Raw genomic sequence first — 24,291 nt, 5'->3', positions numbered from 1 at the left:
GAAAAAACCCCGCCGGCGCGGGGGCCGGGCGGGGCTTCGTCGGGGTCACGGGCCGGCTCGCCTCAGAGGCGGGCGGTCTCACGCCGGTTGAAGGCGAGGGCGCACAGGGTCGCGACGGCGCCGGACAGCAGGTAGACGCCGACCCAGGACAGACCGAAGCGGCTCGACACGCCGAGGGCCACCAGGGGCGCGAATCCGGCGCCGATCAGCCAGGCGAGATCCGAGGTCAGGGCGGCGCCGGTGTAGCGGAAGCGCGAACCGAGATTGGCCGTCACCGAGCCGGAGGTCTGGCCATAGGAGAAGCCGAGCAGGCCGAACCCGATCAGGACGTAGACGGTCTGGCCGAGTTCGCTGTCGCCGAACACGATGGGGGCGATGATGCTGGCCACCGCGAACACGGCGATCAGGGCGGCCGCGATGCCGACCGTGGTCCGCCGGCCGATGCGATCGGCCATGATACCCGAGACCACGATGGTGCCGGCCGCCAGGAACGCCCCGGAGCACTGCACCAGCAGGAACTCGCTGGCCGAGCGCGCGGTGAACAGGTGAATCCAGCTGATCGGGAACACCGTCACGAGATGGAACAGGGCGAAGCTCGCCAGCGGGACCACGGCGCCGATCAGCACGAAGCGTCCATGGGTGCGCAGCAGCTCCAGCACCGGCGTCGGCTCCAGCTCGCGCATCTGAAGCATGCGCGAGAATTCCTCGGTGGCGACGAGGCGGAGGCGGGCGAACAGCGCCACCACGTTGATGGCGAAGGCCACGAAGAAGGGGTAGCGCCAGCCCCAGTCCAGGAAGTCCTCGGTGCTGAGATTTCCGACGAAGAACGCGAACAGCGCGCTCGCCAGCATGAAGCCCACGGGGGCGCCGAGCTGCGGGATCATCGCGTACCAGCCGCGCTGCTTCTCGGGTGCGTTGAGGGCCAGGAGCGAGGCCAGACCGTCCCAGGCGCCGCCGAGGGCCAGCCCCTGCCCGAAGCGGAGGGCTGCGAGAATCCAGATCGAGAGGGCGCCGACCTGATGGTAGTTCGGCAGGAAGCCGATCGCCATGGTCGACCCACCGAGGAGGAACAACGCGATCGTCAGCTTGGCGGCACGCCCGTGGCGCCGGTCGATCTCCATGAAGATCACCGATCCGATCGGGCGGGCGATGAAGGCCAGGGCGAACAGCGCGAAGGCGTAGAGGGTGCCGGTCAGCGGGTCGGCGAAGGGGAAGAACACGCCGGGAAAGATCAGCACCGAGGCGATGCCGAACACGAAGAAGTCGAAATACTCGGCGGCGCGGCCGATCACGACTCCGATGGCGATTTCGCCCGGCGCGACCGTGTGGTCGCTGGAAGCCTCGTGGGCGTCGCGTTCCAGCGACGACGAGGACGGCACTGCGTATTCTGCGCTCATCGAGAGGACCGGGCTCGCTTCATGCGTTCGGGGCCGGATCGGGCGCCGGAAAGCGCGCGGGGGCCGAAGGGGTTTGGACTACGTTTACGCCGCGTGATTCGTCTGCGTCAAAGCACGGCGTGACGCGCTCCACCGGGAACGCCGCGACCAAAAGGCACGACTCGGTTTCCCACGGAAAAAATCCCTTAGCACAGCTTAACTTACAACCGCCATGAGCGCAGCGCTGATCAGACGCGCCACGCGCGACTTGTCAGAGCCCTGTGTTGCGGCGCAGTGAGACGCAGCGCTTCCGTCCTCCCGTCCCAGGGGGGAACGGGAAGGTGCTCCTCCGAGATCGCGCCAGACGAGTCCATGCCCGTCAAATCCATGCCCGTCAAAATCCTTCGCACGCTCGTCCTCCTTCCGCTGTTCGGCCTGCTCTCCGGCTGCAACATGGTTCTGATGCAGCCGTCCGGTGACATCGCCGCGCGCCAGCGCGACCTGATCCTGGCCTCCACCGGCCTGATGCTGCTGATCATCATTCCGGTGATCGCCTTCACGCTGCTGTTCGCCTGGCGCTACCGCATCTCGAACAAGGACGCCGAGTACGATCCCGACTGGCATCACTCGACCCAGCTCGAAGTGCTGATCTGGTCCGCCCCGCTGGTGATCGTGATCGCGCTCGGAGCGCTGACCTGGATCAGCACCCACACTCTCGATCCCTACCGGCCCCTGAGCCGGCTCGACGCCGACCGCCCGCTGCCGGCGGGGGTCAAGCCGCTGACGGTCGAGGTCGTCGCACTCGATTGGAAATGGCTGTTCTTCTACCCAGATCAGGGTATCGCCACCGTCAACGAACTGGCCGCACCGGTCGACGTGCCGATCTCCTTCAAGATCACTTCAGCCACCGTGATGAATTCGTTCTTCGTTCCCGCTCTCGCCGGTCAGATCTACGCCATGGCCGGCATGGAGACCAAGTTGCACGCGGTGATCAACAAGGCCGGTGTGTATGAAGGTCTTTCGGCCAACTACAGCGGCTCGGGCTTCTCGCGGATGAACTTCAAGTTCCATGGCCTCGACCAGGCCGGGTTCGACGCCTGGGTCGCCAAGGTGAAGGCGGAGGGCCAATCGCTCACCCGCCAATCCTACATCGAGTTGGAGAAGCCGAGCGAGCGCGAGCCCGTCCGCTACTTCTCCTCGGTCGAGAACGGCCTCTACGGCGCGGTGCTCAACATGTGCGCCATTCCCGGCAAGATGTGCATGAACGAGATGATGCACATCGACGCCATGGGCGGCGCCGGCAAGGAGAGCCACGCCAATCGCGAGCGGCTCGAATACGACAATCGCTACGCCGAGCAGGGCGTGGAGGCTCCCGCCGCCACCGTCGGCGGCTCGGGTCGTGAGTCGCACAGCCCGGAGCAGCCCGAAGGCATGAAGCCGAAGAGCATCGCGCCCGAGGTGAAGCCGGGTTCGGCACCGGAACATTCCGGGCACGATCATTCTGGACCTGACCACGGCGCTCACCAGGGCCAAGCCGGCCCGGCGGCCGACGGCAAGGATTCGAAGGGCTCGGACTCGGTCGCGCCCGGCCAACTGAATCGCTAATCGCGGACGCTTCTGTCGCCCGCCCCTCCATTCGGCACACTCCTCTGACGAGTAGGTCCCATGTTCTCCAATCCGGATCTCCAGAAGCTCCTGTTCGGGCGCCTGACGCTCGATGCCGTGCCGCTTCATGAGCCGATCCTCCTGATCACCTTCGTGATGGTCGGCATCGGCGGCGTCGCCGTGCTCGGCGCCCTGACGTATTTCCGCCTCTGGGGTATCCTTTGGCGCGACTGGTTCACCTCCGTCGATCACAAGAAGATCGGCATCATGTACATCGTGCTGGCGCTGGTGATGCTCTTGCGCGGCTTTGCCGACGCGCTGATGATGCGCGCCCAGCAGGCGATGGCGTTCGGCCCGAACGAGGGCTACCTGCCGCCGCACCACTACGACCAGATCTTCACCGCCCACGGCGTGATCATGATCTTCTTCGTGGCGATGCCGCTGGTGACGGGCCTGATGAACTTCGTGGTGCCGCTGCAGATCGGCGCCCGCGACGTGGCCTTTCCGTTCCTCAACAACTTCAGCTTCTGGATGACGGTGGCGGGCGCCGTGACGGTGATGGCCTCGCTGTTCGTCGGCGAGTTCGCCCGCACCGGCTGGCTGGCCTATCCGCCGCTCTCCGGCCCTGCCATGAGTCCGGGCGTCGGCGTCGACTATTACATCTGGGCGCTGCAGATCGCCGGCATCGGGACGTTGCTGTCCGGCATCAACCTGATCGCCACCATCGTGAAGATGCGGGCCCCCGGCATGACCATGATGAAGATGCCGGTCTTCACCTGGACCTCGCTCTGCACCAACATTCTCATCGTCGCTGCCTTCCCCATCCTGACGGCCGTTCTTGCGCTGCTGTCGCTTGATCGCTACGTCGGCACGCACTTCTTCTCGAACGACCTCGGGGGCAACCCGATGATGTACGTGAACCTGGTGTGGATCTGGGGCCACCCGGAGGTGTACATCCTCATCCTGCCGGCCTTCGGCGTGTTCTCGGAGATCGTCTCGACCTTCTCGAGCAAGCGCCTCTTCGGTTACGCCTCGATGGTCTACGCGACCGTCGTGATCACGATCCTGTCCTACCTCGTGTGGCTGCACCACTTCTTCACGATGGGCTCGGGCGCCAGCGTGAACTCGTTCTTCGGCATCACCACGATGATCATCTCGATCCCCACGGGGGCGAAGATCTTCAACTGGCTGTTCACCATGTACAAGGGCCGCATCCGCTTCGAGGTGCCGATGCTCTGGACGGTCGGCTTCATGGTGACCTTCGTCATCGGCGGCATGACCGGCGTGCTGCTCGCCGTGCCCCCGGCCGACTTCGTGCTGCACAACTCGCTGTTCCTGATCGCCCACTTCCACAACGTCATCATCGGCGGCGTGCTGTTCGGCATGCTGGCCGGCATCACCTACTGGTTCCCCAAGGCCTTCGGCTTCAAGCTCGATCCGTTCTGGGGGAAGATGTCGTTCTGGTTCTGGCTGACCGGCTTCTGGGTCGCCTTCATGCCGCTCTACGTGCTCGGCCTGATGGGCGTCACCCGTCGCGTCCAGCACTTCGACGATCCCTCGCTCCAAATCTGGTTCGTGATTGCAGCGTTTGGCGCCCTTCTGATCCTGTGCGGCATCGCCTCGTTCATCATCACCCTGGTGGTCAGCGTCATCCGGCGTGACCAGCTGCGGGATACGACCGGCGATCCGTGGGGCGGCCGGACCCTGGAATGGGCGACCTCGTCGCCGCCGCCGGACTACAACTTCGCCTTCACGCCGGTGATCCACGATCACGACGCGTGGTGGGACATGAAGAAGCGCGGCTATGCGCGTCCGCTCCAGGGCTTCAAGCCGATCCACATGCCCAAGAACACCGCGGCCGGCCTGATCCTCGGCGTGCTGAGCATCATCTTCGCCTTCGCGATGATCTGGTACATCTGGTGGCTCGCCGCCTTCAGCTTCGCGGCGATCGCGGTGGTCGCGATCGGCCACACCTTCAACTACAACCGCGACTTCTATATCCCGGCCGACGAGGTCGTCCGGACCGAAGCCCAGCGGACAGCCCTGTTGGCGGAGCACGTCTAAGACCATGGCAACCCAAGCTTCCGCTGCCATGAACTTCGAGTCGGGACGAAGCCCGTCGGTCGCGATCAAGGCGGTCGACCCGACGGACTTCTACGACGCCAAGGGCGAGCATCACCCGGAAGGGAGCACGATGCTCGGCTTCTGGCTCTACCTGATGAGCGACTGCCTCATCTTTGCGGCCCTGTTCGCCACCTACGCGGTGGTGGGGCGCAACTATGCGGCCGGCCCGTCGCCGAAGGACCTGTTCGACCTGCCGCTGGTGGCGCTGAACACGTCGATGCTGCTGTTCTCGTCCATCACCTACGGCTTCGCCATGCTGGAGATGGAGAAGGGCGACCTCAGCCGGGTGCAGATCTGGCTGGCCGTGACCGGCCTGTTCGGCCTCGCCTTCGTGGGCCTCGAACTCTACGAGTTCCACCACCTGATCCACGAGGGCGCCACGCCCCAGCGCAGCGCCTTCCTGTCGGCCTTCTTCACCCTGGTCGGCACCCACGGCCTGCACGTCAGCCTCGGCATCGTCTGGCTGGTGACGCTGATGGCGCAGGTCCACAAGCGCGGGCTGGTACCCGAGAACAAGCGTCGGCTGCTCTGCCTCAGCATGTTCTGGCACTTCCTCGACGTGATCTGGATCGGCGTGTTCACCTTCGTGTACCTGATGGGAGTCCTGCAATGAGCGCCGCGACGAAGGCAGGACACGACGACCACGGGCATGCACATGGCCATGCCGATGCCGGCAGCCACGGTTCGTTCAAGGATTACATGACCGGCTTCGTGCTGTCGGTCATCCTGACGGCAATCCCGTTCATCCTCGTGATGAGCAACGTGATCGGCAACAACCAGATCACCGGCATCGTCATCATGGGCTTCGCGGTGGCGCAGATCGTGGTCCACATGATCTACTTCCTCCACATGAACACGAAGTCCGAAGGCGGCTGGACCATCCTGGCGCTGATCTTCACCCTGACGCTGGTGATCATCACCCTCGCGGGCTCCCTGTGGGTCATGTACCACCTCAACACCAACATGATGCCGATGCACATGCACACGCGCTGATGCGCGTCGGCAAACCGGCGACGCGGCGCTCCGGCGTCGCGCTCGCCACCCTCTGCGTCGTCGGACTGGTCTTGATCGGCCTCCTGGCGGCGCTCGGGACCTGGCAGATTCAGCGTCGCGCCTGGAAGCACGCGCTGATCGCCCGGGTCGAAGCCCGGGTGCACGCAGAGCCCGTCGCGGCGCCGGGTCCGGCGATCTGGAACAGTCTGACGCCCGAGACGGACGCGTACCGGCGGGTTCAGGCCACGGGACGGTTTCAGAACGACCGGGAAACCCTGGTTCAGGCCGTGACCGAACTCGGTGGCGGCTTCTGGGTGATGACACCGCTGCTGCGCCCCGATGGCACCACGCTTCTGATCAATCGCGGCTTCATCCCGCCGGACAGGCGCGATCCGGCCACGCGGGCCGAGGGGCAGACCGATGCGCCGGTCTCGGTCATCGGTCTCCTGCGCTTCAGCGAACCCGGAGGGGGCTTCCTCCGCAGCAATGATGCCGGCGCCGGGCGCTGGTATTCGCGCGATGTCGCGGCGATCGCGCAGGCGCGGGGCCTCAATGAGGCGGCCCCCTATTTCGTCGATGCCGATGCGACGCCGAACCCAGGTGGTTGGCCTGTCGGCGGGCTGACCATCGTGGCCTTCCCGGACAATCACCTCGTCTACGCGCTGACGTGGTACGTTCTTGCGCTGATGGTCGCGGGCGCGCTCGCCTACACGCTGGTCGATGCCCGCCGCTCGGCGCGGCGGAGATCGACCTGAACCGCGGCCCTCCCTCCGATTCCTGCCGGTGGGCGGCCGCTCGGATGGCTCAGGCGCCGAGCCCCGCGATCCAGGCCCCCGCGCGCTCCACGTCCGCCTGGGTCAGGCCATGCCCGCTCGGCAGGATCTCGTGCGTGACCGCGGCTCGGCCCGCGCGAAGCCGCGCGGCGAGCGCGCCCGCATTGGCCGCCGGAACGATCGGGTCGGCGGCGCCGGAGAGCAGGAGCACCGGTTTGCCCGCGAGATCGACTGGATCGGTCCGGGTCAGCGGCACCATCGGGCGCAGCAGGACGGCTCCCGCCAGCACGTCGGGATGCAACAGCAGTAGGGCGGCGGCGATGTTGGCGCCGTTCGAGAAACCGACCGCCACCGGGGCGGCGAGCCCGTAGGCCGCGCGCGCCGCCGCGATGAACGCAGCGAGATCCGCCGCCCGATGCCGGAGATCGGCTTCGTCGAACACGCCCTCCGCCAAGCGCCGGAAGAAGCGCGGCATGCCGTTCTCCAGGACGGCGCCGCGCGGGGAGAGCAGGGCGGCTCCGGGCGCCAGCGTCCGGCCAAGGGGCAGGAGGTCGTTCTCGTCGCCACCCGTCCCGTGGAGCAGGAGCAGGGGCCGTGCGTCGGCAACGGTCGCTGGCGCGAAGCGATGGACGAGGCCGAGGGCGGGCTGCCTGAGGGATGGGTTGGTCATGACAACCTCGCTGAAGCGATTGAGAATCGGCGCCCGCCCCGACTCTGGGAGCGGGCGCCGGGTTTTCGTCGCCCGGTGACGGAACCGGCGGGTGGATAGAATCAGCCCCTCTCGGCCAGGCGGCCCTCGATCTGCGCCCGGTGCGGCTCAAGGAAACCCGGGAGCTTGAGGGCTTGGCCCAGCGACGCCACCGGCTCGTCGATGGCAAAGCCGGGACCATCGGTGGCGATTTCGAACAGCACTCCGCCCGGCTCGCGGAAGTAGACCGAGCGGAAATACTGACGGTCCTTCTGCTCGGTGACGCCGAGACCGTACGACCGGGTCAGCGTCTCCACCATCCGGGCCTGCTCCGCGTCGTCCGCGGCCCGGAAAGCGATGTGGTGGACCGAGCCGGCGCCCTGGCGACCGCGCAGGAATTCGCCCACCACCCGCAGGGTGACGAAGCCGCCGGTCTCGGCTCCGCTGCCATAGCGGATCGACAGACCGTCGCGGCCGGCTTCGCGGAAACCGAGCACGCCGGTCAGGATCGCCGCCGTCGCTTCGGCCTCCCGCAGCAGGAGCGTCACCCCGTGAAATCCCCGGATGGCGTGCTCGGCCGGAACCTCGCCGCCGGTCCAGACCCCGCCGGCCTCCTCGGCGTCGGTTCCCACCAGGGCCAGGATCATGCCGTCCGGGTCGCGAAAGCGCAGAATCGGATCGCCGAAGGCCTGGGCCACGGTGTCGTGCGTGACGCCCTTCTCGATGAGGTGATGGGCCCACCAGCCGATGGCGGCGCGCGGGACTCGGAACGCGGTCTCCTGCGTCTCGCCGACGCCGACCCGCCCGGGTGCCGCGTGGGCAATGGGGAAGAAGGTCAGGATGGTGCCGGGGCGGCCGGTCTCATCGCCGTAATAGAGATGGTAGGTGCCCGGATCGTCGAAGTTGACGGTCTTCTTCACCAAGCGAAGGCCGAGCACGCGGGTGTAGAAGTCGGCGTTTCGGTCGGGGGCGCCAGAGAACGCGGTGACGTGATGGATGCCGGTGTGGGACATGGGACGAACTCCTCGCGGGCAGCGCCGCGCCGGAAGCCCGGCCGTGCTGCGATGACCGGAAGATGCGCCTTGCCCTTCGGTTCGGAAATGGAAACGATGGAAACGCATCGTTTCGGAATACACCGCCATGAAGCTTCCTGACTTCGAAGCCTGGGCCGTCTTCGCCAAGGTGGTGGAGACCGGGTCGTTCGGGCGTGCCGCCGCGGATCTCGGGATCGCCAAAGGCACGGTTTCGAAGGCCGTCACCCGCCTGGAAGCCCGGATCGGGGCACGCCTGTTTCATCGCACCTCGCGCAAGCTCGCCCTGACGGAGGCCGGGGCCTCGGCGCGGGATGCGGCGGCCCGCATCCTGGCGGAGGGCGAGGCGGCCGAAGCGCTGGCGCAGGACGCCGCCGCGCAGATGCGCGGCCGGGTGCGCCTCGCCGCGCCGATGTCGTTCGGCGTGCTGCACGTGGCTCCGCGCCTGCCGGACTTCCTGAGTCGCCACCCCGGCCTCAGCATCGATCTGCACTTGAGCGATGACCTCGTCGACCTCGTCGGCGGCGGCTTCGATCTCGGCCTGCGCATCGCGGCCCTGACCGATTCGTCGCTGCGGGCCCGGCGCCTATGCACCGTCCACCGCTCGTTGGTGGCAACCCCCGCCTATCTCGCGCGCTTCGGGCGGCCGGCGCATCCGCACGACCTCTCGGATCATGCGTGCCTGGGCTACGCCTACCTGCCGACGCCGGATCGCTGGCGCTTCGTCGCTTCGGACGGTCGGGAGGCGGCGGTGGTGCCGAACGGTCCCTTGCGGGCCAACAACGCCGATGCCCTGGCGCCCGCCCTTCGGGCCGGGCTCGGCCTCGCGGTCCAGCCGGATTTCATGATCTGGGAGGACCTGCGCGACGGTCGCCTGGAGCGGGTCCTGCCCGAATGGTCGCCGCCGCGCATCGACCTGCACCTCGTGACCCCGCCGGGCGATCCGCGCCCCGCGCGGGTGACTGCGCTGATCGGCTTTCTGGCCAAGGCACTGTCGAACGCCCCCTGGTCGGACCCCGGCGGCTACGCACGCGGCGCTGCCGCGCCGCCGGCACCCGCAGCGTGATCCGTTCGGGTCAGGTCTCGGTGATCTCCAGGATCAGTCCGCGCCCGCGCAAGACCTTGTCGATGCGCTGGTGCATGTCCGGACACGGACGGGTCACCCGAAGATGCACCGTGTCGCCCTTCGGCGTGCCCGTGACCCAGAGCCGGTAGCGCAATCCCTCGTCCCGAAGCTGCTCCAGCAGCCGCTCGGAGGCGATCCGGTTGGCCTCGTTGTTCATCGCGATGAGGCGTGCATCCATCTCGGTCTCTCCTGCTTGCCTGAGTGCAACGCGCGGCGACACGCTTTTCGTCCCGACAACCTGCATTCGTGGTGAAGTCGAAGCCGTCGGCCATCGACACCTGCCCCGGCCCTTCGGAACAGGGCCGCAGCGCCGAGGTTCACGCGGAGAGGATGCGTGTTCTCGGATTCGTGACGGCGGGAACGCGTCAGATCCAGCATCGGAAGGAGATCGTGATGAAACAGATCGTCGGCGCCGCCGCCGTGGCTGTGCTCCTGGCCGGACCGGCCCTGGCCCAATCGGTGGGCGAGAAGACGGGCATCAACGCGCTGATCGGCGTGAGCCCTTCCACGGCGGATTTCGTGACCCAGGCCGGGATCAGCGATCTGTTCGAGATCGAGAGCAGCCGGCTGGCCGCCGAGCGCAGCGATGAGCCGACCAAAGCCTATGCCCGTCAGATGATCACCGACCACGAGAAGACGACATCCGAGATGAAGGCGATGATCCAGGGGGGCAAGGTCCAGGCGACGGCACCGACCGCCCTGGACAGCACCCATCAGGCCCGGCTCGACAGCCTCAAGGCGCTTCAGGGCGACGCCTTCACCAAGCAGTACCACGCCGATCAGGTGACGGCGCACAAGAATGCCGTCGACCTGTTCCAGCGTTACGCCCAAGGGGGCGACAACGCCGAATTGAAGGCCTGGGCGAGCAAGACCCAGCCCGCGCTCGAGCACCACCTGAAGATGGCGCAGGATCTCGACAAGTAGCGGACGGCTCGCCGCGCCGGTCAACCGGCGCGGCCGAACGGTCAGAACACCTCGTCGGTGTGAACGTCGAAGCGGGCGAGGTGCGCGTAGCCGAAGTTGGTGGTGATCGCCACGTCGGTGGCATCGCGGCCGCGCGCCATCACGATCCGGCCGATGCGCGGCGTGTTGTGTCGGGCGTCGAAGGTATACCAGTTGCCGTCGAGATAAGCCTCGAACCAGGCCGAGAAATCCATCGGGTCGGGCACGGGCGGAATGCCGATGTCGCCGAGATAGCCGGTGCAGTAGCGCGCCGGAATGTTCATGCACCGGCAGAACGCGACGGCCAGATGCGCAAAATCGCGGCAGACGCCCTGGCGTTGCATGAAACCGTCCCAGGCGGTTCGGGTGGCGTCGGCGCACATGTAGTCGAATCGGATGCGGTCATGGACGTAATCGCAGATCGCCTGGACGCGACCCCAGCCCATGGGCGTTCCGCCGAACAGCGACCACGCGGTTTCGGACAGCTTGTCGGTGTCGCAGTAGCGGCTGCCCAGGAGGTAGACGAGCACCTCGTGGGGGAGATTCTGGACCTCGATCTGCTGCGCATGCGGGGCATAGACGTCGGGCAGGCCGGAATCCTGGACCACGAAATCGGCCGAGATCGTGAGGCGTCCGGGGGGCGTGACGATGCGGGTGCAGATGTTGTCGAAGTCGTCTCGGTATTCCTGCCAGGGGATCGGCGGATCGAAGTTGATCACATGCGGGGTGAGCACATCTGGCATCCGTGAGGGATGCACGCTCAACGCGAGGATCATGGGCGTCGGCTGAACCGATTCGAAGGCAATGTCGAACCCAGTCCTGATCTTCATGACAACCACCCGATCCTGTCGTGAACTATACGCTCTATGGTTCCAAACCGGGCAGCCTGGGGCGCACCCGGTCCTTCAACGCGCCACCTGCGGATCGGTCGCCCAAGGCTCCACGGCACTCGGCACGACTTCATCGACGTGGACGCTCACCGTCATGCCCAGATCATCCGCCGGAAACCCGAAGAACGACCCGTGCAGCGGCACGGCCTGGCGCGGATCGCGTGCGACGGCGACGCGGATCAGGTCGCGATTTCCGACGATGCCGTTCGTCGGATCGAACTCGATCCACCCCGCACCAGGCAGGTAGACTTGCACCCAAGCATGAGTCGAGCCACCACCCACATGCCGGTCGCGATCCCCGCGTGGGTTGTAGAGGTAGCCCGAGACGAAGCGGGCCGCCATGCCGAGGGCGCGCACGGCCTCGATCATCAACACCGCGAAATCGCGGCAGCTGCCGCGCTTGAGCCGCAGGGTGGTGACCGGGTCCTGCACGCCCTTCTCGGAGCGCGCCAGATACGCGAAGTTGCGTCGGACGCTGCGCGTCATCTCGGCCAGGAGGTCCTGGGTTCCGATCCGTCCCGCCGGGGGGACGAAGCTGCGCGCCCAGCTATCGACCTCGTTGCGCGGGTCCGCGTATTGCCGCTCCATCGAGCGGCTGAGATCGGGGATGTCGTCGGCGCCGTAGCCGAACGGATAGAACGCCGCGTGCGGCGCGATCGGGAAGATCGGCGTCAGCTCGGGCGTGTGATCGAGGGTGATGGTGCACTCGAAGGTGAGCTGCGCCGCCCGCCCGGTGAACGACGCGACGGCCACGCAATTCCCGAAGACGTCATGGAGCCAGCGCAGCCCGCTCGGTTCGGGCGTGATCTTCAGATTCGCCGAGATCAGGCGCTGATCGTAACTGTCGCGCGGCCGGAACAGGATGCGATGCTCACCGAAGGCCACCGGCTGTCGATAGCGATAGATGGTCAGGTGGCGGACGGACAGGATCGGCAAGGCGAGGGGCTCCACCACGCCGCGCGGCGTGGTCTGGTCGGCACGGACGCTGCGGGAAGCGATGCAAATCGTGCGCCGGGGAGCCTTATCAGGAAACGATGGGTTGCGGGGTGCTGGTCGCGAGATCGGCCTCGGTCAGCAGATCGAAGGGCCGCCACGGCTTCGGAATGAAGACCGCCTGGTCCGGCAGGCTGCTCGGACGCTCGGCCTTTCCGCCCGACGTCACCACCACACGGGCGGACGGCCACAGCAGCGCGATGGCGGAGGCCAGTTGCACCCCATCCATCGCCCCGGCAAGGCTGACATCGGCGAAGACCAGGGCGACATCGCCGCCGCGCTCGCGCATGACGTTGAGGGCGGCCTCGGCGCTATCGCACCCGAGCACGCCGAGTTCGGTATCGCTCAGGAGGGCCTCGGCCAGCGCGCGCGTGGCGGCATCGTCCTCGACCACCAGGGCGAGCTTGAGCGGCTGCGGCTTGGCCCGGGGCGCCGCTTCGGACGCGGCCGCAGGTTCGGACTGAACCTGGCGAATCAATGAGGCGAGGTGGTCGGGAATGCCCTCGGCGATCAGGTCGTCGTAGAACGAGGCCAGAGCCTGACCGATCCGGTCGAGGGACAGGCTCGGCGTCAGCGTGTCGCCGAGAGGAATCCGGCTCACGGACGACGAGCGATCCGCGTTGGTGCCTTTCGGGTCCGACAAGCAGAGCCTCCGCCGTTGGTGTCTCGGTGCGCCGCCACGAGCGGAGGCGCCGACATTAAAGCCCGGAGGTGACAGTCAGTTGCCGGAAATCATCCCTGGCCTGCGTTTGAGCCGGTACGGTGCCTCAATCCACCGCCGCATCGGCATAGGCCAGCACGCCGGCCATGGAACGGACGTCGCGATAGCGGGCGCCGCGGGTGCTCATCATGGTCTCGAACTTCTCGTGCACCTGGGCCACCGACAGGCTCGCCGCCTTGCGACGCCCGCGCTGGGCGGCGAAGAAGATCGTCTTGTTGGCGCGCGCCGGGCCCGGCAGCATCTGGGCGGCCGCCGCCTTCGGCTTGTCGACCACCGTGGCAAGGAAGTCCTCGGCATCGTCCGGCCCGAGGAAGTGGGCGAGGTAGACCTCGCCGAGGGTGAGTTCGCGGCCGATCCGCAGGGCGATGCGGGCGGCGTCGCGCTTCAGCATCTCGCCGGCGAGCAGGGCGGACAGGTAGGGGTCGCGCCGCATCTCGAGGATGCGCGTGCGCTCGGCCGGGTCCGACACGGTGGGCCGGCCGTTGTCGCCGGTGACCACGAGGGCCGCATCGGTGGCGAGACCGTATTTCGGTCCGAAGTCGCGCACCACGCCCAACCAAGTCCGCTCGATGAACTGGAACAGGCCGGTGGCCGAGGAGGTCTGTGCCTGCACTTCGGTCTTGAAGCTGGATTCCTTGTCGGCCACCGCCATCAGCAGCACCGGATCGGTCTGCACCGCCTGCGCCGCCCGGACGATCTTCTGCACGAGGTGGCGCCGGATCTTCATCGGGCCGAACTCGATGATCTCGTTCGGGTCGCCGATCGAACTTTCGGTGAGGAGGTAGTCATAGGACACCCGGTCGACCGCGTTGGAGCCGAGTTCGGTGTCGAGGTCGTGGACCGGCGCGAAGGCCGAGGACGCGGTGATCGCCGCCGGGGTGGGCGACACGGAGGCGGGCAGGGTGGCCGAGGCGGAGGCCTGAAAGATGACCGGCATCGGCTGGACGCGGGGGCGCGGCATCGCGATCTCGGTCATGGCCTGGGCCGACTGGACGACACCGGCCTCCGGACCGACGCCGTAGGACAGGACCGCGCCGAGGCCGCCGGCCAGGAGCAGCATCGAGAGCACCGAGCGGGTCAGGGCCGGGCGGCTGCCGTGATCGTGGCCGACGCGTCCCGACAGGGTCAGCGCTTCGGAGCCGTCCGGCGCTGCGACGGAGCCGAAGCGCGGTGCGAGCGATCCTTTATGAGCCTGCGAGTTCTTGGCGAAGACGGTCCGCGACGATCCGACGTTTCGACCCTGCATCTGCTCGACCCAACCTCGTTCCCTGACCTGGATTGAGATTAGCTTGCGAGATGTGGCGACAACACGGCCCAGTTTGGGGCAATCCCGTGGCAAGTTTGTCTCAGTGTCGAGAGCGCTGGCGCACACCCCGGCACGTTTCGGGCGCGCCGCGCAAAAGTGGGACTTAAACGCGAAAAGCGGCCCTGCTCACGCACGACCGCCCGACACTTCGATTCACAGAATGGTACCACTGCCCCGGCTCGAACGGGGGACCTCTTGATCCACAATCAAGCGCTCTAACCAACTGAGCTACAGCGGCACTGCGGGCGATCTATCCCGAGCCGCGCCGCATTTCAAGCCGCCTTCGGCCGATCGTCGGCAAAAGTGTGGATCTGTCCCGGCCTGTCAGGGCCATGCGTGCCCGGTTCAGCCATCGACGCCTCTATCAGCCGCAGGGTAAGGGGAGGCCTCGATGCCTCTCCGTCGCCGTCCGCGACCGCTTCCAGCCCGGCCCATGCCCCTGCGCAACCGCTCTTCCTCTTCGCCGGCTGCCCGACAGGTGCTCGTGCAGGCGCCGGGGCGACTGCGCGCCCTCGTGCGCGGCAGCGAAATCGGCCTTATCGTCCTGGCCGGCCTGATCGGATGCGCCTCCGGCCTGTCGGTGGCGGCGATGAACCGGGCGACGCAGGCGATGCGCGAGGTGCTGTACGGCCTGCCGCCGGGCATGCGCCTCAGCGCCGCTACGGATCTCTCGCCCCTGGCGATCCTGCTGGCGCCCGCCTTCGGCGGCGTCCTGCTCGCGCTGTTCACCCGCGCGCTGCGCTGGCGCCGGCGCCCCCGGCGCGCGCCGGTCGACCCCATTGAGGCCAACGCCCTGCACGGCGGGCGCATGTCCCTCAGTGATTCCACCGTGGTGGTGATCCAGAACACGATCTCCAACGGCAGCGGCGTCTCGGTGGGCATGGAGGCGGCCTACACGCAGTTCTGTGCCGGCGTCGCCTCCCGCCTCGGCCTGTCCTTTGAATTGCGGCGTGCCGACCAGCGCACCCTGGTGGGCTGCGGGGCGGCCGCCGCCATCGCGGCAGCCTTCGGCGCCCCCCTGACCGGCGCGTTCTATGCCTTCGAACTCATCATCGGGACCTATTCCATCGCCACCTTGACGCCCGTCGTGGTGGCCGCCCTATGCGGCAGCGTCGTCGCCCGGGCGCTGGTGGCGCAAACCTCCCTCGTCACGGTCGACCGGGCCGACGCGATCACCACCACGGTGCTGACGACCCTCGACACGGTGCCGAGCCTCACCCTCGGGCTGCTCTGCGCCGGGCTCGGCATCCTGATCATGCGCGGTGTCACCCTGGTCGAGGCCGGCTTCCGCATCACCCGTCTGCCCGCGCTCTGCGCCCCGGTGGTGGGAGGCCTCTGCGTCGGCGGATTGGCGCTCCTGGCCTCGCCTCAGGTCCTGTCCGGCGGGCACGGGGCGCTGCACCTGCACCTGGAGGCGCATGGCAACGCCCTCGGCCTCTCCGCCCTCATCGTGCTGTTCGTCGCCAAGGCGATCGCCTCGGCGATCTCCATCGGCTCCGGCTTCCGCGGCGGCCTTTTCTTCGCCTCGCTCTTCCTCGGCGCCGTGGCGGGCGAGATTTTCGCGGTCGGGATGCCGCTGATCCTGCCCGGAATGGTGAATTTCGGCCTGACCCCGCTCGCCTACGCGGTGATCGGCATGAGCTCCCTGTCGGTGGCGGTGATCGGCGGGCCGCTGACCATGACGTTCCTCGCCCTCGAACTCACCGGCAGCTTCCCGATCACCGGCCTGGTGCTGGTGGCGGTGATCGCCTCCTCCCTGACCGTGCGCAAGACCTTCGGCTACTCCTTCGCGACCTGGCGCTTCCATCTCCGGGGCGAGAGCATCCGCAGCGCGCATGACGTCGGCTGGATCCGGACGCTGACGGTGGGCCGGCTGATGCGCCGCGAGGTCTCGACGGCCTCCATCGACCAGAGCCTCGCCAGCTTCCTGCGCAAGCACCCGCTCGGATCGCCCTCACGGGTGGTGATGGTGGACGGCGACGGCCGCTACGCCGGGATCGTGCTCGTGCCCGAAGCCCATGCGGCCCTCCTGGAGACGGAGGGGGCTTCGCCCGATCTCGCCAGCCTCCTGCGCCATCGCGACGATGTTCTGACCGCCGAGATGAATGCCAAGGCGGCGACGGCGGCGTTCGACCGGACCGAGAGCGAAGCCTTGGCGGTGGTGGAGGACCTGAAGACCCGCAAAGTCATCGGCCTGCTGACCGAGAGCCACACGCTGAAGCGCTACAGCGAGGAACTGGACCGCCAGCGCCGGGCGGTGCTGGGCGAGGCGACCTGACGCGCTGGCCGGGCGCGGAATAGGCAGGACCAGAACATGCCGGCGGGTGGCGGGCCGGATCGCCTAACGTGCCGGCCCGCGCGACAGGCCGGGTGTGGTCACGAATCGGGATGATTGCGGCGCCATCCGAAGATTCCGAAGGCGAGCAGGCTCGCCGATCCCATCATGACGAGGCTCCAGCCCCAGTCGCTCGGCAATTGGCCGTCGACGGGGTGGCCGAACAGGCCGGAGGCCAGGACGAGGCCGAACCCCGTGACGGCGGCCGAGCACAGAAGGCCGAGGCTGATCCCGATACTGATCACGGTGGGTACCTTCATCGACGGATCTCGGACGAACCGGGCCGGAAGCAGGGCGCGAGACGCCGAACGGGAAGATCCGCCCGGCGCAGGGGCCACCTCCGGCACGGATGCGAGCCGCACCCCCTCGTGAGGGGAAGCGGCTCACAGCCGTCCGGGATCGGACCCTTACTTCTTGACCGTCGTGCCGGTGGCGGCGGGAGCCGTCGCGGCGGCGGCCGGAGCCGGCGCAGCGGCAGCCGCGCCCTTCTGTGGCATGCTCACCATATCGACGATGTCGAAGCGCAGCCCGTCCTCCGCCTTCTTCAGGACGGCGTTGGCTTCATAGTACTTGCCCTGGTTGATCAGGGTCGCCGCCTGGTCGACATCGGTGGTGGTCTGATCGAGCGGCACCACCGCCAGGACGAAGTTCACATCGACGCCCGCGAGCTTGAGCTGGTCGATGGCGGCCTTGCGATCACCCTTCTCCAGGCTCTTGTTGGCGGTCGCCACCGCGGCGGCCTTGGCCGGCGACGCGACGAAGTCCTCGCCCAGGGTCAGCTGCCCGTCGACCGGAACCCAAGCGGTTTGCTTGGTCGATGGCTTGGCAGCATCGGAAGATTTGCTCGCCTCGGTGGCGGGTGCGGACTTCTTGGGCGTCGCGTGCAGATCGGCTTCCGCCTTCGTGAAGACCGACTCGTCCGTCTTCACCTTGGTGAGCGCCGCCTGAGCCTTGCCGATCAGGTCCTTGGCCTGGGTCGGATCGGCGTTGAAGATGGCGATCCGGGCGAGGTGCAGGTCGCGGAAGGCCTGCGCGCCGTCCTTGGACAGCTTTCCGACGTCGCGATCCGCCGCCTGCTGGGCCGCCGAGATCGGGGGAGCGGCCTGCGCGGCCGGCTTGTCGTTGGCGAAAGCCACGCCGCCGAGGAGCGATGTCGCAACAAGTGCGGCGGCAACGGTTCTGATGCGTTTCATGACAATACCTCCAGAAGGGAGCGGCGACCGTGTGTGTGTTGGAGGAATAGGGTCGCGCCAAACCTCTCTTCTGTCGTGATATTGATGTTGCCCTCGCACCATGTCACGTTAATTAATCGTCAGCATTCCGTCATCAAATCACCGTTGACAAACATGCTGATAAAGGAGCCGATCAAAACCAGTTTGATCTGAAACCCGCAGGCATAAAAAAAGCACGCGGTGCAGGAGCACCGCGTGCGATTTCGATTGCCGGGCCGTGGCGCCGTCAGGCGGCCGAGAGCCGGGTCTTGCGCGTCAGCGCCTCCTCGACCGTCCCGTCGCCGTCGAGATATCCGTGGCGCTTCGGGTTCGGCATGATCAGCGAGGCGATGAAGGCGATGCCGAGCATCACGGTCACGTACCAGAAGAAGCTGCTCTCGGAGCCGATCTGCTTCAGGTACAGGGCTACCGCCTCCGCGGTCCCGCCGAACAGCGAGTTGGCGATGGCGTAGGACAGGCCGACGCCCAGCGCCCGCACCTGGGTGGGGAACAGCTCGGCTTTCACGATGCCGCTGATGCCCGTGTAGAAGCTGATCACAATCAGGCCGACCATGATCAGCGCGAACGACAGCACCGCGTTCTGCGTCGAACCGATGGCGGTCATCAGCGGCACCACCATCAGGGTGCCGAGGCCGCTATAGAGCAGCATGTTGGCCTTGCGGCCGATCCGGTCCGAGAGCCAGCCGAAGAAGGGCTGGATGATCATGTAGACGAACAGGGCTGCGGTGGAGATCTGCGAAGCGGTAACCTTGTCGATATGGGCGGTGTTGAAGAGATACTTCGGCATGTAGGTGGTGAACGTGTAGAAGCTCAGCGAGCCGCCGGCCGTATAGGCCAGCACCACGCAGAAGGCGCGCCAGTGCTTGAACAGGGCGGCGAAGGTGCCGGAATCCTTCTTGGCCATGTCCTCCTTGGTGGCGGTCTCCTGCAGCGACGAACGCAGGTAGAGAGCGACCACGGCCGCGACGGCACCGATGACGAACGGGATGCGCCAGCCCCAGGCGGTGAGTTCCTGCGCGGTGAGGAAGCTCTGGAGGATGATCAGCACCAGCGAGGCCAGCAGCTGGCCGCCGATCAGGGTGACGTACTGGAACGAGGCGAAGAATCCGCGCCGGCCCTTCACGGCGATCTCGCTCATGTAGGTGGCGCTGGTGCCGTACTCGCCGCCGACCGACAGGCCCTGGATCATCCGGGCGAGCAGCAGCAGGGCGGGGGCGAGATGGCCGGCCGTCGCGTAGGTCGGCAGGACCGCGATCATCAGCGAGCCGGCGCACATCATCAGCACCGAGATCAGCATCGATTTCTTGCGGCCGAGGCGATCGGCGATGCGGCCGAAGAGCCAGCCGCCGATTGGCCGCATGAAGAAGCCGACGGCGAAGACGGCGGCCGATTTCAGAAGCTGGCTGGTGTCATCCCCCTCGGGGAAGAAGACGGGCGCGAAGTAGAGGGCGAAGAAGGCGTAACAATAGAAATCGAACCACTCGACGAGGTTGCCCGACGAGGAGGCGACGATCGCCTTGATTCTGCGGCGGCTATCCGCCGCTTCGTCCGCCCTGTGCGTGAGTGTCCCCGGCCCACCTGTCATCCGTCTCGTCCCTGTGCTCTCGGCGTCGCCGGTCAGCGGCGTCTTTGGCGCGGACGTTACTCTGTGAGGCTGGTTTCACAAGCCCGCTCAGCGGGTTGGCGTACACCGACAAGATCAACGGTAAACTTGGCTGTGGAAGACCGATCGCTAAGCTTACGCAGCTCGTACAAAATGCCCGCGCGGCAAACGTCGTAAGATCAGATCAAGAAAAGGCGGAACGGTCTTTCGTAGAACTTCGTTGCGGAGGGCGACGGCACGGGACGGTGCTTCCCACAACGAGACTGGAAACGACCCCATGAGCAAGCTCTTCCGGAGCACGGTAGCGGCAACGGCCCTTCTTCTCGGCGCAACGACGGCGTTCGCGCAGGCCGGCCCGGGTGGTGGCGCGGGCGGTAGTGCCGCCGGCGGTGCAGGTGGTGGCGCCGGCATGGGCGCGGGTGGTGGCGCCGGAGGCGCGGGCATGGGAGCCGGCGGCGCGGGCGGCGGCGGGATGCGCGGCGGGGCTGGTGGCGCTGAAACCGGGGCTGGCACCGGATCGCGCGGCGAGGCCGGTGGAGCCGGGGCGCGCGGGGCCGAGGGCGGTGCGGGTCCGCGCGGCGGCGAGCGCCCGGGACAGGCAACCGGCGAACGGGGCGGCCGCGAGACGGGTGGCGCTGCAACGCGGGACGGCACCGCCGAACGTGACGGCCGGGCAGACCGGGACGTGAAGGGTGATCGCGATGGCCGGGCGGATCGTGACGGCAAGGCGGAGCGTGACGGCCGGGCGGATCGTGACGGCAAGGCGGAGCGTGATGGCCGGGCCAACCGCGATGGAAAAGCCGATCGTGATGGCCGGGCCGACCGGGACGACCGTGGCGGACGGGACGGTCGGACGGATCGCGACGACAGGGGTGATCGGGGAGCGGTGCGCGGAGCCTATGGCCGTCTCGCGGCCCCGCAGCGCACGGAGTTCCGTCAGAGCGTGATCCGCCGTGGAGTTCCGCGTCTGGCCGCCGGCGTGTTCGCTCTCAGCGTCGGCACGGCCATCGCCCGCAGCTACACCCTCTACGACCTACCGCCGGACATCGTCCGGATCGCGCCCGAATACGAGGATTACCGCTACGTGCTGGTCGGCGACGACATCGTCATCGTCGATCCCGACACCTACGAGATCGTCGACGTGATCCGCGGCTGATTGTCGGTCGCACGCAATGCGGAGGCGGAGCTTCGCCTCCGCCTCTCACGGGTATCGCTCAGCGCTTGCGATCCAGCAGCCCGGAGACCACCCGGGCGGTGTAATCGACCATCGGCACGATGCGGGCGTAGTTCAGCCGCGTCGGACCGATGACCCCGACGACGCCGACGATCTTCTGCGAGCCGTCGCGGAACGGCGCCGCGATCATCGACGATCCGGACAGGGAGAACAGCTTGTTCTCCGAGCCGATGAAGATGCGCACGCCCTCGCCGCCCTCGGCGCGCGACAGCAATTCGATCACATCCTTCTGGGTCTCGAGGTCGTCGAAAAGCAGACGGATACGCTCGAGATCCTCTGCGGCGCGCAGGTCGTCGAGGAGGTTCGACTGTCCGCGCACGATCAGCTGGCGGGCATCCGAAGGGCCGACGCTGACGGCGAGACCGGCATCGACCAGCCGCTCGGTGATGGCGTCGAGTTCGCGCTTCATCACCTGGCGGCCGGATTCGATCTCGGCCCGCAGCGACCCGAGCGTCCGTCCCTGCAGGCGGGCGTTCAGGTAATTCGAGGCCTCCTGCAGGGCGCTGGCGGGCAGGCCGGGCGGCAGGTCGAGCAGGCGGTTCTCCACCGAGCCGTCGTCGGAGACCAGGACCACGAGAGCGCGGGTCGGGTCGAGACGCACGAACTCGATGTGCTTCAGATGCACGTTGGTCTTGGTGGTCAGCACCACTCCGGCCCCGCGGGAGACGCCGGAGAGCAGCATCGAGGCTTCGGCCAGCGCCGAATCGAAGGTGTGGCCGGACGCGGCCGCGCGCATCTGGGTCTCGATCCGCTCCTGTTCCTCGCGCCCGACATCGCCGACCTCCAGCATGGCGTCGACGAAGAAGCGCAGGCCCTGCTCGGTCGGCAGCCGCCCGGCCGAAGCGTGGGGCGCGAAGATCAGGCCGGAATGCTCGAGATCCGCCATGACGTTGCGGATCGAGGCGGGCGAGAGGGACATCGGCAGGATGCGCGCGAGGTTGCGCGAGCCGACGGGTTCACCGGTGGTGAGATAACTTTCGACGATCTGACGGAAGATCTCGCGCGAGCGCTCGTTCAGCGCGCTGAGAACCTGCATCTGCTGCACGGTCGAAAAGGGGCGGGCGGGCTCGGTCACGATCCATTCCTGAGACGGGGAGTGTGACGTCCTCCACGGGTTAATACAATCCACCGCGCCGTCGCCAGGGCGGCCTCGGGCCGGAAAGGCGGCGCCGCGCCTTCACGAACGCGCGGCGCTGACAACGCACCGCTTCCAAACGCACCGCGGCACCGAAACGATACGCCCGGCCTTTCCCACGCCGTTTGCCTCATGAGAAGCAAGACCGCGCCGCTGCCCAAAGAAACAGCTTGGCCATTTGCGACGATCCGGCCGGGTCGTGCGTTGCCGTATCCCGCGATTTGCCGGGCCTATCGTTCTCCGGCTCGCTCGCCCATCGCGATCTGCATGGGTGCGTCGTCGGTGAACACCCGCCGGCGAATCGCTCAAGCCGAAGCCACCAGGAGGCAGAGACCCATGAGACACTCAGCTCGATCCGGCCTGATCAAGTCGTTCGCCATCGTTCTCGCGATGGTCGGCGCCATGCTGTTCGGCGCACCCCAGGGTGCCCAGGCCGCCCCCGCCATGGTGTCCACCGAAGTCGCCGCTCCGGCCGTCGGCCTCACCCAGGTGCAGTATGGCGGCCATTGGCGTCATCATCGCCGCGGCTTCCGGCACCACCACCATCGCGGCCGCCACTTCGGCCATCACCATCGCCGCCATTTCGGCCATCATTACGGTCACCGCCGCGGCCATCACTTCGGTCACCACCGCTACCGCTACTGAGCGCATTCGTGCCACGGGTCGCCCTTTGGGGTGGCCCTCTTCGGCCATGGGCCGCCCTTCGGGGCGGCCCTCTTCGTATAGGCCATCCCCCGTCCGCCGGCAGGCCTCGCGTAACAGCCTCGCTTGCAGGCCCGGACCCGGACCCGTAAAGCCCGCTCCCAACCCTGATTCTGGAAGGAGAGCGGCATGCGCCCCTCGAAGCGCGCGACCGACGAACTGCGCACCGTGACCCTGGAGCGTGCCGTCTCCCGCCATGCCGAGGGCTCCTGCCTCGTCAGCTTCGGCGACACCAAGGTCCTGTGCACGGCCTCGCTCGAAGAGCGTGGCCCGGGCTGGCTGCGCGGCTCCGGCAAGGGCTGGGTGACGGCCGAGTATTCGATGCTGCCGCGCGCCACCCACGAGCGGACCCGGCGCGAGGTGAATTCCGGCAAGCCCTCGGGCCGCACCCAGGAGATCCAGCGTCTGATCGGCCGCTCGCTGCGCGCCGTCACCAACCTGCCGGCGATGGGCGAACGCCAGATCACGGTCGATTGCGACGTGATCCAGGCCGATGGCGGCACCCGCACCGCTGCGATCACCGGCGCCTGGGTCGCCCTGCACGAGTGCTTCACCTGGATGCGCAGCCGCTCGATCATCTCGGTCGACCCCCTCCGCGACCACGTGGCGGCGATTTCCTGCGGCATCTACAAGGGCAAGCCGGTGCTCGACCTCGACTACGACGAGGATTCCGCGGCCGAGACCGACGCCAACTTCGTCATCACGGGCACCGGCGGCCTCGTGGAGGTGCAGGGCACCGCCGAGGGCAAGCCGTTCTCGGAAGACGAGCTGCTCGAATTGCTGCGCCTCGCCAAGGGTGGGGTCCAGTCCCTCGTCGTCCTCCAGAAGCAGGCCATCGGCGTATGAGCGACCCTCGCATCCTCACGGGCCGCGTCGTCATCGCGACCCACAATGCCGGCAAGCTCGTCGAGATGCGCGAGTTGCTGGCACCCTTCGGCGTCGACGCGGTCTCGGCCGGCGAACTCGGCCTGCCCGAGCCGGACGAGACCGGAACGATGTTTGCCGAGAACGCCGCCCTCAAGGCGCTCGCCGCCGCGACGGCCTCGAATCTGCCGGCCTTTGCCGATGATTCCGGTCTGTGCGTCAACGCGCTGGACGGGGCGCCCGGGCTGTTCTCGGCCCGCTGGGCCGGGCCGTCGAAGGATTTCTCGGGCGCCATGGCGCGCATCGCCGCGGAACTCGACAAGCGCGGCGCCACCACCCGGCGGGCGCATTTCGTCTCCGCCCTGGTGATCGCCTGGCCGGACGGCCACACCGAGACCTTCGAGGGACGGGTCTTCGGTGAACTCGTGGCTCCTCGGGGCGCGAGCGGCTTCGGCTACGATCCGATGTTCCTGCCCGACGGTTACGACCGCACCTTCGGTGAGATCTCTTCGGAGGAAAAGCACGGCGTCGACTGGCAGACCGGCAACGCCCTGTCGCACCGCGCCCGCGCCTTCGTGCTCCTGGCGCAGAGCTGCCTGCGGCGTCCCTGAAACCGGC

The 24,291-nt window shown here is 67.5% G+C and carries 24 protein-coding genes and 1 tRNA gene; 12 read left to right on the top strand and 13 right to left on the bottom strand.

From position 1 onward, the window contains the following. Positions 1-62: 62 nt before the first annotated feature. Positions 63-1,397 carry an MFS transporter gene (locus tag J7U37_RS00670; protein WP_056190324.1) on the bottom strand — a complete coding sequence of 445 codons (1,335 nt, stop codon included), beginning with the start codon at positions 1,395-1,397 and terminating at the stop codon, positions 63-65. A gap of 366 nt (positions 1,398-1,763) precedes the next feature. Here J7U37_RS00670 and cyoA point away from each other — a divergent pair, with 366 nt between their 5' ends. From cyoA to J7U37_RS00645, 5 genes are read left to right on the top strand one after another with little or no spacing between them, the layout of a single operon-like run. Then, on the top strand, positions 1,764-2,981 hold the full coding sequence (gene cyoA, locus J7U37_RS00665) for a ubiquinol oxidase subunit II (protein WP_247634504.1): 1,218 nt from the start codon (positions 1,764-1,766) through the stop codon (positions 2,979-2,981). Between the two features lie 60 nt (positions 2,982-3,041). Continuing rightward, positions 3,042-5,045 (top strand): cytochrome o ubiquinol oxidase subunit I, encoded by a 2,004-nt coding sequence (gene cyoB, locus J7U37_RS00660; RefSeq protein WP_056190321.1) that lies wholly within the window; start codon positions 3,042-3,044, stop codon positions 5,043-5,045. Between the two features lie 28 nt (positions 5,046-5,073). Beyond that, positions 5,074-5,718: a cytochrome o ubiquinol oxidase subunit III gene (cyoC, locus tag J7U37_RS00655; protein ID WP_056190319.1), complete on the top strand. Its 645-nt coding sequence runs from the start codon at positions 5,074-5,076 to the stop codon at positions 5,716-5,718. Further along, complete coding sequence (gene cyoD / locus J7U37_RS00650) at positions 5,715-6,098, top strand: cytochrome o ubiquinol oxidase subunit IV (protein ID WP_056190317.1); 384 nt, start codon at positions 5,715-5,717, stop codon at positions 6,096-6,098. The genes cyoC and cyoD overlap by 4 nt, the downstream gene beginning before the upstream one ends. Continuing rightward, positions 6,098-6,853, top strand: coding sequence for an SURF1 family protein (locus J7U37_RS00645; protein WP_247634503.1), 756 nt, complete (start codon positions 6,098-6,100; stop codon positions 6,851-6,853). Before cyoD ends, J7U37_RS00645 begins: the two co-directional genes overlap by 1 nt. A 49-nt stretch (positions 6,854-6,902) precedes the next feature. On the opposite strand, the gene J7U37_RS00640 is transcribed toward J7U37_RS00645, so the two are convergent. Further along, positions 6,903-7,541, bottom strand: coding sequence for an alpha/beta fold hydrolase (locus J7U37_RS00640; protein WP_247634502.1), 639 nt, complete (start codon positions 7,539-7,541; stop codon positions 6,903-6,905). Positions 7,542-7,642: 101 nt separating this feature from the next. Then, on the bottom strand, positions 7,643-8,572 hold the full coding sequence (locus J7U37_RS00635) for a ring-cleaving dioxygenase (RefSeq protein ID WP_247634501.1): 930 nt from the start codon (positions 8,570-8,572) through the stop codon (positions 7,643-7,645). A gap of 127 nt (positions 8,573-8,699) precedes the next feature. On the opposite strand from J7U37_RS00635, the gene J7U37_RS00630 reads away from it, so the two are divergent. Beyond that, entirely contained in the window at positions 8,700-9,656 is a 957-nt protein-coding gene (locus tag J7U37_RS00630) for a LysR family transcriptional regulator (RefSeq protein ID WP_247634500.1), read from the top strand. 10 nt (positions 9,657-9,666) lie between these two features. Here J7U37_RS00630 and J7U37_RS00625 read toward each other — a convergent pair whose 3' ends face one another. Continuing rightward, positions 9,667-9,894, bottom strand: coding sequence for a hypothetical protein (locus J7U37_RS00625; RefSeq protein WP_056190306.1), 228 nt, complete (start codon positions 9,892-9,894; stop codon positions 9,667-9,669). Between the two features lie 215 nt (positions 9,895-10,109). Here J7U37_RS00625 and J7U37_RS00620 point away from each other — a divergent pair, with 215 nt between their 5' ends. Beyond that, the gene (locus tag J7U37_RS00620; RefSeq protein ID WP_056482693.1) at positions 10,110-10,640 is read left to right on the top strand and encodes a DUF4142 domain-containing protein; all 531 of its coding nucleotides are present in this window, start codon (positions 10,110-10,112) and stop codon (positions 10,638-10,640) included. 41 nt (positions 10,641-10,681) lie between these two features. Here the strand turns inward: J7U37_RS00620 and J7U37_RS00615 are convergent, their stop codons facing one another. The 5 genes from J7U37_RS00615 to J7U37_RS00595 all read right to left on the bottom strand — a co-directional run bounded on the left by J7U37_RS00615 (position 10,682) and on the right by J7U37_RS00595 (position 14,806). Beyond that, the gene (locus J7U37_RS00615) at positions 10,682-11,488 is read right to left on the bottom strand and encodes a transglutaminase family protein (RefSeq protein WP_056190303.1); all 807 of its coding nucleotides are present in this window, start codon (positions 11,486-11,488) and stop codon (positions 10,682-10,684) included. A 75-nt stretch (positions 11,489-11,563) separates the two neighbouring features. Then, positions 11,564-12,484, bottom strand: coding sequence for a transglutaminase family protein (locus tag J7U37_RS00610; RefSeq protein ID WP_056190432.1), 921 nt, complete (start codon positions 12,482-12,484; stop codon positions 11,564-11,566). Positions 12,485-12,572: 88 nt separating this feature from the next. Continuing rightward, entirely contained in the window at positions 12,573-13,103 is a 531-nt protein-coding gene (locus J7U37_RS00605) for a response regulator (RefSeq protein ID WP_056190430.1), read from the bottom strand. Between the two features lie 205 nt (positions 13,104-13,308). Continuing rightward, positions 13,309-14,508: a transglycosylase SLT domain-containing protein gene (locus tag J7U37_RS00600; RefSeq protein ID WP_247634499.1), complete on the bottom strand. Its 1,200-nt coding sequence runs from the start codon at positions 14,506-14,508 to the stop codon at positions 13,309-13,311. 221 nt (positions 14,509-14,729) lie between these two features. After that, positions 14,730-14,806, bottom strand: a tRNA-His gene (locus J7U37_RS00595). A gap of 195 nt (positions 14,807-15,001) precedes the next feature. Between J7U37_RS00595 and J7U37_RS00590 the strand changes: the two genes are divergently transcribed. Further along, positions 15,002-16,846, top strand: a complete 1,845-nt coding sequence (locus tag J7U37_RS00590) for a chloride channel protein (protein WP_247634601.1) — start codon at positions 15,002-15,004, stop codon at positions 16,844-16,846. A 98-nt stretch (positions 16,847-16,944) separates the two neighbouring features. Here the strand turns inward: J7U37_RS00590 and J7U37_RS00585 are convergent, their stop codons facing one another. From J7U37_RS00585 to J7U37_RS00575, 3 genes are all read right to left on the bottom strand, one after another. Further along, positions 16,945-17,163: a hypothetical protein gene (locus J7U37_RS00585; protein ID WP_056481656.1), complete on the bottom strand. Its 219-nt coding sequence runs from the start codon at positions 17,161-17,163 to the stop codon at positions 16,945-16,947. Positions 17,164-17,310: 147 nt separating this feature from the next. Beyond that, the gene (locus tag J7U37_RS00580) at positions 17,311-18,096 is read right to left on the bottom strand and encodes a YfdX family protein (RefSeq protein ID WP_056190295.1); all 786 of its coding nucleotides are present in this window, start codon (positions 18,094-18,096) and stop codon (positions 17,311-17,313) included. A 265-nt stretch (positions 18,097-18,361) separates the two neighbouring features. Further along, positions 18,362-19,720, bottom strand: coding sequence for an MFS family transporter (locus tag J7U37_RS00575; RefSeq protein ID WP_056481662.1), 1,359 nt, complete (start codon positions 19,718-19,720; stop codon positions 18,362-18,364). A 295-nt stretch (positions 19,721-20,015) separates the two neighbouring features. On the opposite strand from J7U37_RS00575, the gene J7U37_RS00570 reads away from it, so the two are divergent. After that, positions 20,016-20,894, top strand: coding sequence for a DUF1236 domain-containing protein (locus tag J7U37_RS00570; protein WP_247634498.1), 879 nt, complete (start codon positions 20,016-20,018; stop codon positions 20,892-20,894). A 58-nt stretch (positions 20,895-20,952) separates the two neighbouring features. On the opposite strand, the gene hrcA is transcribed toward J7U37_RS00570, so the two are convergent. Continuing rightward, positions 20,953-22,008, bottom strand: coding sequence for a heat-inducible transcriptional repressor HrcA (gene hrcA, locus J7U37_RS00565; RefSeq protein ID WP_200935846.1), 1,056 nt, complete (start codon positions 22,006-22,008; stop codon positions 20,953-20,955). Positions 22,009-22,443: 435 nt separating this feature from the next. Here hrcA and J7U37_RS00560 point away from each other — a divergent pair, with 435 nt between their 5' ends. From J7U37_RS00560 to rdgB, 3 genes are all read left to right on the top strand, one after another. After that, the gene (locus tag J7U37_RS00560) at positions 22,444-22,752 is read left to right on the top strand and encodes a hypothetical protein (protein ID WP_247634497.1); all 309 of its coding nucleotides are present in this window, start codon (positions 22,444-22,446) and stop codon (positions 22,750-22,752) included. Positions 22,753-22,938: 186 nt separating this feature from the next. Continuing rightward, positions 22,939-23,655, top strand: coding sequence for a ribonuclease PH (gene rph / locus J7U37_RS00555; RefSeq protein WP_247634496.1), 717 nt, complete (start codon positions 22,939-22,941; stop codon positions 23,653-23,655). Beyond that, positions 23,652-24,284 (top strand): RdgB/HAM1 family non-canonical purine NTP pyrophosphatase, encoded by a 633-nt coding sequence (gene rdgB / locus J7U37_RS00550; protein WP_056190282.1) that lies wholly within the window; start codon positions 23,652-23,654, stop codon positions 24,282-24,284. Before rph ends, rdgB begins: the two co-directional genes overlap by 4 nt. Positions 24,285-24,291: the final 7 nt, after the last annotated feature.

This window comes from Methylobacterium sp. 37f, assembly GCF_023093475.1.
Taxonomy (GTDB): Bacteria; Pseudomonadota; Alphaproteobacteria; order Rhizobiales; family Beijerinckiaceae; genus Methylobacterium.
This window is presented reverse-complemented; position numbering and strand designations above follow the sequence as displayed.

What these genes read in the sequence shown, in the direction of transcription:
- J7U37_RS00590 (WP_247634601.1), top strand. Translation starts at nt 15,002, where the DNA reads ATGCCCCTGCGCAACCGCTCTTCCTCTTCGCCGGCTGCCCGACAGGTG.
- J7U37_RS00670 (WP_056190324.1), bottom strand. Translation starts at nt 1,397, where the DNA reads ATGAGCGCAGAATACGCAGTGCCGTCCTCGTCGTCGCTGGAACGCGAC.
- J7U37_RS00585 (WP_056481656.1), bottom strand. Translation starts at nt 17,163, where the DNA reads ATGAAGGTACCCACCGTGATCAGTATCGGGATCAGCCTCGGCCTTCTG.
- cyoD (WP_056190317.1), top strand. Translation starts at nt 5,715, where the DNA reads ATGAGCGCCGCGACGAAGGCAGGACACGACGACCACGGGCATGCACAT.
- hrcA (WP_200935846.1), bottom strand. Translation starts at nt 22,008, where the DNA reads ATGCAGGTTCTCAGCGCGCTGAACGAGCGCTCGCGCGAGATCTTCCGT.
- J7U37_RS00620 (WP_056482693.1), top strand. Translation starts at nt 10,110, where the DNA reads ATGAAACAGATCGTCGGCGCCGCCGCCGTGGCTGTGCTCCTGGCCGGA.
- J7U37_RS00645 (WP_247634503.1), top strand. Translation starts at nt 6,098, where the DNA reads ATGCGCGTCGGCAAACCGGCGACGCGGCGCTCCGGCGTCGCGCTCGCC.
- J7U37_RS00640 (WP_247634502.1), bottom strand. Translation starts at nt 7,541, where the DNA reads ATGACCAACCCATCCCTCAGGCAGCCCGCCCTCGGCCTCGTCCATCGC.
- J7U37_RS00630 (WP_247634500.1), top strand. Translation starts at nt 8,700, where the DNA reads ATGAAGCTTCCTGACTTCGAAGCCTGGGCCGTCTTCGCCAAGGTGGTG.
- cyoA (WP_247634504.1), top strand. Translation starts at nt 1,764, where the DNA reads ATGCCCGTCAAAATCCTTCGCACGCTCGTCCTCCTTCCGCTGTTCGGC.
- J7U37_RS00570 (WP_247634498.1), top strand. Translation starts at nt 20,016, where the DNA reads ATGAGCAAGCTCTTCCGGAGCACGGTAGCGGCAACGGCCCTTCTTCTC.
- cyoC (WP_056190319.1), top strand. Translation starts at nt 5,074, where the DNA reads ATGAACTTCGAGTCGGGACGAAGCCCGTCGGTCGCGATCAAGGCGGTC.
- J7U37_RS00615 (WP_056190303.1), bottom strand. Translation starts at nt 11,488, where the DNA reads ATGAAGATCAGGACTGGGTTCGACATTGCCTTCGAATCGGTTCAGCCG.
- rdgB (WP_056190282.1), top strand. Translation starts at nt 23,652, where the DNA reads ATGAGCGACCCTCGCATCCTCACGGGCCGCGTCGTCATCGCGACCCAC.
- J7U37_RS00580 (WP_056190295.1), bottom strand. Translation starts at nt 18,096, where the DNA reads ATGAAACGCATCAGAACCGTTGCCGCCGCACTTGTTGCGACATCGCTC.
- rph (WP_247634496.1), top strand. Translation starts at nt 22,939, where the DNA reads ATGCGCCCCTCGAAGCGCGCGACCGACGAACTGCGCACCGTGACCCTG.
- J7U37_RS00635 (WP_247634501.1), bottom strand. Translation starts at nt 8,572, where the DNA reads ATGTCCCACACCGGCATCCATCACGTCACCGCGTTCTCTGGCGCCCCC.
- J7U37_RS00575 (WP_056481662.1), bottom strand. Translation starts at nt 19,720, where the DNA reads ATGACAGGTGGGCCGGGGACACTCACGCACAGGGCGGACGAAGCGGCG.
- J7U37_RS00600 (WP_247634499.1), bottom strand. Translation starts at nt 14,508, where the DNA reads ATGCAGGGTCGAAACGTCGGATCGTCGCGGACCGTCTTCGCCAAGAAC.
- cyoB (WP_056190321.1), top strand. Translation starts at nt 3,042, where the DNA reads ATGTTCTCCAATCCGGATCTCCAGAAGCTCCTGTTCGGGCGCCTGACG.
- J7U37_RS00625 (WP_056190306.1), bottom strand. Translation starts at nt 9,894, where the DNA reads ATGGATGCACGCCTCATCGCGATGAACAACGAGGCCAACCGGATCGCC.
- J7U37_RS00560 (WP_247634497.1), top strand. Translation starts at nt 22,444, where the DNA reads ATGAGACACTCAGCTCGATCCGGCCTGATCAAGTCGTTCGCCATCGTT.